General features: G+C 55.1%; 8 protein-coding genes and 1 pseudogene. All 9 read left to right on the top strand.

Annotation, left to right across the window (positions count from 1 at the left end; translation table 11 throughout):
• Positions 1-226 (top strand): hypothetical protein (locus LN415_08580; GenBank protein ID MCJ2557142.1); only part of this gene is annotated, 226 nt, incomplete at its 5' end.
• Positions 227-246: 20 nt separating this feature from the next.
• Positions 247-678, top strand: a complete 432-nt coding sequence (locus LN415_08575; GenBank protein MCJ2557141.1) for a hydrogenase iron-sulfur subunit — start codon at positions 247-249, stop codon at positions 676-678.
• A gap of 5 nt (positions 679-683) precedes the next feature.
• Positions 684-1,922, top strand: coding sequence for a (Fe-S)-binding protein (locus LN415_08570; GenBank protein ID MCJ2557140.1), 1,239 nt, complete (start codon positions 684-686; stop codon positions 1,920-1,922).
• Positions 1,888-2,115, top strand: a complete 228-nt coding sequence (locus tag LN415_08565) for a hypothetical protein (protein ID MCJ2557139.1) — start codon at positions 1,888-1,890, stop codon at positions 2,113-2,115. The genes LN415_08570 and LN415_08565 overlap by 35 nt, the downstream gene beginning before the upstream one ends.
• Before the next feature lie 27 nt (positions 2,116-2,142).
• Positions 2,143-3,465 (top strand): CoB--CoM heterodisulfide reductase iron-sulfur subunit A family protein, encoded by a 1,323-nt coding sequence (locus LN415_08560; protein ID MCJ2557138.1) that lies wholly within the window; start codon positions 2,143-2,145, stop codon positions 3,463-3,465.
• A 95-nt stretch (positions 3,466-3,560) separates the two neighbouring features.
• On the top strand, positions 3,561-5,402 hold the full coding sequence (locus tag LN415_08555) for a CoB--CoM heterodisulfide reductase iron-sulfur subunit A family protein (GenBank protein MCJ2557137.1): 1,842 nt from the start codon (positions 3,561-3,563) through the stop codon (positions 5,400-5,402).
• Positions 5,399-5,683 carry a hypothetical protein gene (locus LN415_08550; GenBank protein ID MCJ2557136.1) on the top strand — a complete coding sequence of 95 codons (285 nt, stop codon included), beginning with the start codon at positions 5,399-5,401 and terminating at the stop codon, positions 5,681-5,683. Before LN415_08555 ends, LN415_08550 begins: the two co-directional genes overlap by 4 nt.
• A 5-nt stretch (positions 5,684-5,688) precedes the next feature.
• Positions 5,689-6,081 (top strand): annotated as a pseudogene (locus tag LN415_08545) (hydrogenase iron-sulfur subunit).
• Positions 6,082-6,473: 392 nt separating this feature from the next.
• A partial coding sequence (locus LN415_08540; protein MCJ2557135.1) for an FAD-dependent oxidoreductase occupies positions 6,474-8,871 on the top strand: 2,398 nt, incomplete at its 3' end.

The raw sequence follows: 8,871 nt of genomic DNA, 5'->3' as shown, positions 1-8,871 counted from the left end.
GCCGAGGTTGATCATGCTTGAGAATGGCAGACAGGTTTCGCACATCGACGGGGCCCTTTGCAAAGGTTGCGGCTCGTGCTCGGTGAGCTGCTGCAACAAGGCAATAACCATGCTGAACTTCAGAACCGACCAAGTCCTTTCCATGGTGGAATCGTGCTTCTCCGAGGCCAAGACACCGCCTGCGAAGAGAGAAGCTACGGCAGTCGAGGAGGTAACCGAAACATGACCGAGGCAATGGCACCCGCAATAGAGGAGGAATTCCAGCCCTCCATCCTCGTCTTCTGCTGCAACTGGTGTTCCTACGCTGGCGCGGACCTGGCAGGTGTTTCCAGGTTGCAGTATCCGGTCAATGTCAAAGTCCTTCGTGTCATGTGCTCCGGGCGTGTCGATCCGTATTTCATTCTAAGGGCCTTGGAGCTGGGCGCTGACGGCGTCCTCATTACAGGCTGCGAGATAGGCGACTGCCACTACATATCTGGGAACGTGAAGGCAAAGGAAAGAATCGAAAGGCTTTCGAAGCTACTCGACCAGATCGGGATCGGCTCAGAGAGGGTCAGGCTCGAATGGATAGCAGCCTCGGAAGGGACAAAGTTCGCTCAGGTCATGGAGGAGTTCACGGATCACATCACGAACCTGGGACCGAATCCGCTGAAGGGAAGCGAGACCGGGGGAGGATAATCAGGATGGACAAGGAGAACGTGAAGAGGCTGATATCCGATATGGGCGCCCATGACTGCGTTGAGTGCGGGAAATGCACCACGGTCTGTCCTGTGACAAGATTCAACCCTGAGTTCGCCCCGAGGCTGGTCGTTGTGAAGGCTCTTGCGGGGGAAGAAATGGACCTTTCGAAGGATGGCGATATCTGGGTCTGCAACACGTGCGAGATCTGCAATAACATGTGTCCATACGAAGTCGATTACTCCGGATTCATCAGGGGGATGCGCGGTGAGGCGTCGAGAGAGGGACACGAGCCTGACTGCTCCCAGGGGGGATTACTGCACGCGATGATGAGGATCATGGCCAACTCCGACCTTCCTCAGAAGCGGCTGGATTGGATAACGGACGAGCTGAAGGTGGCGGACAAGGGAGATGTCTTTCTCTTCGTCGGCTGCCTTCCCCAGCTGGACGCGATCTTCGAGGGCAGGAACCTCGATCTCGTCGAGACAGCACGAAGCGCTGTCCGAATAATGAACCGTATGGGAATCGAACCGGTCGTCTCCCCAAACGAGAAATGCTGCGGGCACGACCTCAACTGGGCTGGGGACGAGAAGAGCTTCATCAAGCTGATGAATCACAATGTCCAGGTAATCAAGGACTCAGGCGCCAAGACGGTTGTCTTCCCCTGTCCTGAGTGTATGAGAACGTTCGACCTCGACTATCAGGACTTCCTCGGCGATTTCGACTTCGAGATGACTCACATATCGGAGTTCCTCGCGAGGGCGATCGAAGAAGGAAAGTTGGTTTTCCCTGAGAACGTCAGCATCTCGACGACGTTTCACGATTCATGCAGGCTTGGACGACATCTGGGGCTCTACGATGAACCGAGGAAAGTACTTACCGAGATCCCCTCCGTCGAGCTCGTTGAGCTCGAGAAGAACAGGGACGCTGCCACCTGCTGCGGCGTTTCCGGTTTCATGAGTTGCTCTAGCACTTCCAAAGTGATGCAGATGGAAAAGATGCAGGACGCAAAGAGAACGGGAGCCGATGTGTTGATTACCCCTTGCGCGAAGTGTCGAATCCATCTGGACTGCTCCACCAGGGATGAGACTCCCATCGATAATGACTTAATCAACATACCGATAATGGATTTCACTGTGCTCGTGGATATGGCCCTTCGAGGGAAACTGCAAATCCCCGATGCGCAGGAAGAAGAAGCAACAAAGGAGGATGAGAAACCTGAGCAAAGAAGAGGATTCGACTAAGAGATACCTGCTCATCGAGCTGGCCTGCACTGAGAGACAGTGCGAACCCTGTACTTATCCGGATTGCCCGAGGTTCGTGAGAGAAAGGGGGCCCAAGAAGGCTCCTTTCACGATAAAGACGATCGCGGTCCAAAGACCCAGGGACGAAAAGATCGATAAGAAGGCCAAGAAAACGGTAGAGTCGAAGAAATGATACGGTACTGACTAAGGAGGAGAAAGTATGCCCGAAAACGTGCTTGTTATCGGCGGCGGGGTTGCTGGAATCCAGGCATCCCTCGACCTGGCAGAAAGAGGAATGCTGGTCCATCTCGTGGAGAAGACACCCAGTCTAGGCGGGAGGATGGCTCAACTCGACAAGACATTCCCTACGAACGACTGCTCGATTTGCATACTCGCGCCCAAAATGGCAGAGTGCTATGGCCATCCTAACATCAACGTCATGACCTACTCCGAGGTCCAAGAGGTGACCGGGAGCGCTGGCAACTTCACGATCGTTGTGCTGAAGAAGTCAAGATATGTGGATGAGAACATCTGCACCGGCTGCGGGAAATGCTCAGAGAAATGCCCTAAGAAGGTCCCCAACGAGTTCGAGATGGGCCTTGATGTGAGAAAGGCGATCTACAGGCCTTTTCTGCAGGCGGTACCGCCAACCCACACAATCGACAGGGAGAACTGCATGTACTTCGACACGGGGAAGTGCAAGGCGTGTGAGAAGTTCTGTGACGCGGGAGCAATCGACTTCGAAATGAACGACCAGTTGCTCGAGATCGAGGTCGGAGCCATCATAGTCGCAACCGGTTATGATGTATGGGATCCAACAGAGGCGGCGGAATATGGCTACGGGAAGTTCCCGAACGTGTACACTTCACTGGAATTCGAGAGATTGATGAACGCATCAGGTCCCACAAAGGGGCATATCCAGAGAAGGAGCGATGAGAAGGAGCCCAAGACCGTTGCCTTCATCCAGTGCGTGGGTGCGAGAAATGCGCAAGTTGGCCATCCCTACTGCTGCAGCGTGTGCTGCATGTATGCCACGAAGGAATCGATGCTTATGAAGGAGCACGGTGACATCAAGTGCACGGTATTCTACAAGGACCTGAGAGCCTTCGGCAAGGGCTTCTACGAGTATGTGGAAAGAGCGAAGACGGACTACGATGTAGAGTACGTCAACTCTGATGCGACCGTCGAAGGAGAGACCGAGAGCGGCAACCTCATAGTCGCCTACGACGTGGAAGGAAAACGGGCCACCAAGGAATTCGAAACGGTCGTCCTCGCTACGTGTCTGATCCCAAGAGAAGATGCACCCGAACTCGCCAAGATACTGGGGGTCGACACTGATGTATACCATTTCTTTGACGTCGCCGACAGAATCCTCAAGCCCCTTGACACGAAAGTCGACGGGATATTCGTGGCTGGCTACTGCCAGTCCCCAGTGGATATCCCTGAAGCGGTCGCCCAAGGATCGGGCGCTGCGGCCAGAGCGTCAGAAACTGCTGGAGAAAAGCCCAAAGCTACCGAGACGGTCAAGGAGGCGATTACGTGAATGAGGAAGCCCCAAATGAGGAAGCCAAAGAAACTGAGGAAGCCACCGAAGATGAGGAGGCGGAAGAGAAGAGCCCTGAGGAGCAGACTGTCGACTTGCCCACGGAGAGAAGAGTGGGTGTCTTCGTATGCCACTGCGGTTCCAACATAGGAGGCGTTGTGGACGTTCCTTCCGTGGCCGAGTATGCAAGGACTCTGCCTGGTGTCGTCTACGCTGAGGACAACCTGTATACGTGCGCAGACGATGGTCTCAAGGCCATCCAGAACGGCATCAAGGAACACAACCTCAACAGGGTCGTTGTGGCCTCATGCACACCTAGGACGCACGCCCCGCTCTTCCAGTCCACCTGCGAGGAGGCTGGCCTTAACAAGTACCTCTTCACGTTTGTAAACATCAGAGAGCACTGCTCCTGGGTCCACATGAAGGAGCCCGAAAAGGCCACGGAGAAGGCAAGGGAACTGGTCAGGATGGGCGTGGCCCGAGTCAAGCTGCTGGAGCCCTTCGAGGAGCTGAAGAATCCGGTAGAGCCAAAGGCCCTCGTGATAGGGGGCGGTGTTTCCGGCATGAATGCAGCTAAGTCCATCGCGAATCAGGGATTCCCGGTCTACCTAGTGGAGAGGGAAGATAAACTGGGTGGGTTCGTGAGACTTCTTAATAACCTATACCTGGGCGGGGGCGACACAATGGAGACGATACAGCCATTGATAGATGACGTGGCAAGCAACGAGAACATCGAGGTTCTCCTCTCCTCCGAAGTCAAGAATGTAGATGGCTATGTTGGCGACTTCGACGTGACGATCAATGTCAACGGCGAGGACAAGAACGTGAAGGTCGGCTCGGTAATAGTGGCGACCGGCGCGCTCGAATACATTCCAGATGGCCTGTTCGGGTACGGGATGTACGACAATGTTGTCACCCTTACGGAATTCGAGATAATGTGCCGCGTGAAGAAGCTACCGCCGAAGGTCAGATCAATCGCCTTCATACAATGTGTTGGCAGCCGAGGCCAGAAGGTCAGCTATTGCTCGCGGATCTGCTGCAATGTTGCGACCAAGAACGCCCTCAACATCGTGGAGAACTACAACGAGATGCTCGGCAAGCTCGAAGATGTAGAAAGCGTCCCGGTTGAGCTGCACGCACCGGAAGAGGTCATGCAGAGACGACGGCGGAGGCGACGAAGACCTGATGGAGCTCCTCGTTCCACCGAGGAGAGAAGGATAGCCCACCAAGTCGAGGTGTACGTCTTCAATAGAACGATGACGACCTACGGTGTAGAGCACGAGCTATACTACAACAGAGCAAGGGAGAGCGGAGTCAGGTTCATTCGCTACAGGTACGAGAGGCCTCCAACCGTCACGAGAGAAGGGGACCAGCTCATAGTCACATACTACCACGAAACCCTCAAGGTGGAGAGGAAGCTGGCCGTGGATATGGTGGTTCTCTCGACACCACTCGTTCCACAAGAAGATGCAAAGGACATATCGCAGATGCTCAAGGTTCCACTGGGCCCCTCGGGCTTCTTCTTGGAGGCTCATGTGAAACTCAGACCCGTGGACTTCGCAACGGATGGGATATTCATCTGCGGCACGGCAAAGGGACCAGCGGATATCACGGAGAGCGTCCTCCAAGGTCTAGCTACTGCGTCCCGGGCCGGGTCTCTCATGAAAAAGGGATACGTCCAGGCGGAGGTCCTGACGCCACAGATTGACGTGGACAGGTGCATCGGGTGCGGTATATGTGAATCTGTGTGTCCCTACAAGGCCATAGTCGTGAAGAGAGGAGACAAGGGCCTCAAGGCCGAGGTCATTCCCGCGGCATGCAAGGGTTGCGGCACATGCGGAGCCTCTTGTCCCATGAAGGCGATAACAATGAGTAATTATACCGACGAGCAGCTGACCATTGAGGGGATCTCAAGCCTCAGGGAGGTGCCTGTTTGAGCTCTGAGGAAGATGCCAGGCAACCGGTCGACGACATGAGGAACGCGTGGATCTATGGTAGGCATATATCCACTCTGCCAAGGTGGGCTCGTCTTCAGGAGGAATCCATCAAGGATGCGGAAACGGGTCTTCCACATATCGAGGCGGACACCAGGCGGAAGATCGTACGACAGCTTATCCTCACACTCGGGTGCCACACTTGCGAGAAGAAGCTCACTGACCAGTGCGACTTCTCCGTTTGTGTAAGGGGAATAATGTCCCGAGTAGTCCAAACGGAGTGATGTGAATGGCAGACTTCGAACCCAAGATTGTTGGTTTTCTGTGCAACTGGTGCTCCTATGCGGGTGCCGATCTGGCAGGTGTGAGCAGGTTCCAGTACCCGACGAACGTCAGGGTCGTGCGCGTGATGTGTTCGGCCAGGGTGGACCCGTCGATCATCATGGAGATGTTCCTCCAAGGCGCCGACGGTGTCTTCGTTGGCGGATGCCACATAGGCGACTGTCACTACATAACGGGCAACCACTACACTGAAAAAAGGATGAAACTAGTCCGCAAGCTCCTCGAAAAGGTGGGGATGAGCCGTCAGAGATTCAGGCTCGAGTGGGTTTCCGCCTCGGAGGGCGCTAGGTTCGCGGGCATCATGAAGGACTTCGCTGAACTCATACAGGAGATTGGACCGAATCCTGTTGTCGGAGACAGTCCAGACATGGCGAAGATGGAGAACCTCTTCATCGCGAAGAACGTATTGGAGGACTTCCGGCTTAGGGCGCTCGTGAACAAGCAGGTGGAATTCCTCGAAAAAGGGAACGTCTACGGCAAGAAGCTCGACGAGGAGGAGCTGGACAAGATCCTGTACGACGCTCTTACCGTAGAGTTCGACAGAGCAGTGATTCTTTGGAAGACGAGGAGAGAACCTCTTTCAGTGAGGGCGATCTCAGAGGCTACGAACATCCCCCCAGACAGGGTTCTAGATGAGATAGCCAATCTCAGGAGACGCGACCTGATCAAACTTGACCGAATCGAGGGGCGGTCCCCTCTGTACATTTCACAAGGATTTGAGGTGTGATTCCAATGGTAGACAAAGTTGGTGCAGTATTGGTCGTCGGAGGCGGGATCGCAGGTATGCAGGCTTCCCTTGACCTTGCGGATAGCGGCTACAAGGTGTATCTGCTCGACAAGTCACCGAACATCGGAGGAGCGATGTCCCAGCTGGATAAGACGTTCCCCACGAATGATTGTGCCATGTGCATCATGGCGCCCAAGCTTGTCGAGACCGGACGACACCACAACATAGAGCTGCTGACTGGTGCAAGTCTGGAAGCTGTCCAAGGTTCGCCCGGGAACTTCCTCGTGACCATAAAGAAGACGGCAAGGAAGGTGGACGAGACCAAGTGCACAGGTTGCGGCCTGTGTACGAATTTCTGCCCGGTGGAGGTCCCAGATGAGTACAACGTGGGCCTGGTGACTCGCAAGGCCATCTATGTCAAGTATCCGCAGGCAGTTCCGGCCGTTGTATCGATCGACCTGGAGCACTGCATAGGCTGCGGGATCTGCGAGGGACAGTGCGAAGCTGAGGCAATCATCTACGACCAGGAGGAGCACATGATGGACATCGAGGTGGGCTCCATCGTTGTGGCTCCTGGATTCGACCTGTTCGACCTCGCCAGGAAACCTCAGTACGGCTATGGCGTGTACCCGAACGTCCTCTCCTCCCTGGAGCTCGAGAGAATGCTGAGCGCTACTGGTCCTCACGCGGGAATGGTTCTGAGGCCATCTGATGGAGAGGTCCCGAGGAACATTGCCTTCATACAGTGTGTCGGTTCTAGGGACAAGCAGACTGGCAACACCTATTGCTCCTCGGTCTGCTGCATGTTCAGCATAAAGGAGGCCATAATAGCCAAGGAGCACACTCCCGGGCTGGAGGCGCACATCTTCTTCATGGACATGCGGGCCTACGGGAAGGAGTTCGATGCGTACTACTCTCGAGCCGAGGAAGAGCATGGAATCAGGTTCACGAGAGGCAACAGGATATCCTCGGTTGAGGAAGACCCGGTGACTCACAATCTTTTTATGACATACGTGGACGGAGCAGACCTCAAGACCGAGGAATTCGATATTGTCGTTCTCTCTGTCGGTACGGAAGCGCCCGTGGACACCGACAAACTGAAGCAGGTCCTCGGGATAGATCTAAACGCCCACAGCTTTTGCGAGACGAACATCTTCGACCCCTTGTCCACATCAGAGCCGGGCATATACGTCTGCGGGGCGTTCAGCTCCCCGAAGGACATCCCGGACAGCGTCGCTCAGGCGAGCGGTGCCGCGGCCATGGCATCCAGCCACATCTCGACGGAGAGGAACAAGCTCGTTGAGATAAGGGAGTTCCCGCCAGAGAAGGACATCAGCGATGAGGATTCCAGGATCGGTGCGTTCATCTGCCATTGTGGAATCAACATCGGGGGCGTTGTTGACGTGCCCGCAGTTGTCGAGTATGCGAAGACCCTTCCGAATGTCGTTTACGCAGAAGACAATATATACACGTGCTCTCAGGACACTCAGAGCAAGATAGTGGAGACGATAAAGGAGCACAACCTCAATAGAGTAATCGTCGCTTCCTGCACTCCGAGAACGCACGCTCCTCTCTTCATGAACACGATCAGAGATGGCGGGCTGAATCCGTACCTCTTCGAGATGGCGAACATCCGCGAGCACTGCTCCTGGGTGCATTCGAAGGAGCCGGAAAAGGCAACACAGAAGGCGAAGGACCTCGTGAGGATGGCCGTCGCCAAGGCGGCGCTCCTCGAGCCCATCCCTCCGATCAAGATATCCATCGCGAAGTCGGCTCTCATCATCGGTGGTGGCATCGCGGGGATGACTGCCGCCCTGGGAATCGCAGACCAAGGGTTCGACGCATATCTCGTGGAGAAGAAGGACGAGCTGGGAGGGATGACCCGAAGGATACACTTCGCTCTCTCGGGAGAGGATGTGCAGGCCAGGATGAATAAGCTGATTGACAAGGTGAAGAGCAACGAACGGGTTCACGTCTACACGGGAGCCAAGATCAAAGACATCGAAGGGTTCATAGGTAGCTTCATGACAACGCTGGAGCACGAGGGTGAAGAGAAGCAGATCAGGCACGGTGTAGTTCTCGTCGCGACCGGAGGAATCGAGTTGAAGCCCGATGAGTACCTCTACGGAGAGGACCCGCGGGTTGTCACGCAGCTCGAATATGAGGACGTGCTCGCGAACGGGGGCTTGAAGGAGGGCACGAAGAGCGTAGCCATGATACAATGTGTCGGCTCACGCAAAGAGGAAAGGCCCTACTGCAGCCGCATATGCTGCACGGAGACCATCAAGAACGCGCTGAAGACAAAGGAGATGATGCCCGATGCCAATGTCTACGTCTTCCACAGAGACATGAGGACGTACGGATTTAGGGAGAACTACTACCGAGAGGCTGCCGAGAAAGGAG

This window comes from Candidatus Thermoplasmatota archaeon, from assembly GCA_022848865.1.
In the GTDB taxonomy this organism is placed as follows: domain Archaea; phylum Thermoplasmatota; class Thermoplasmata; order RBG-16-68-12; family JAGMCJ01; genus JAGMCJ01.
This window is presented reverse-complemented; position numbering and strand designations above follow the sequence as displayed.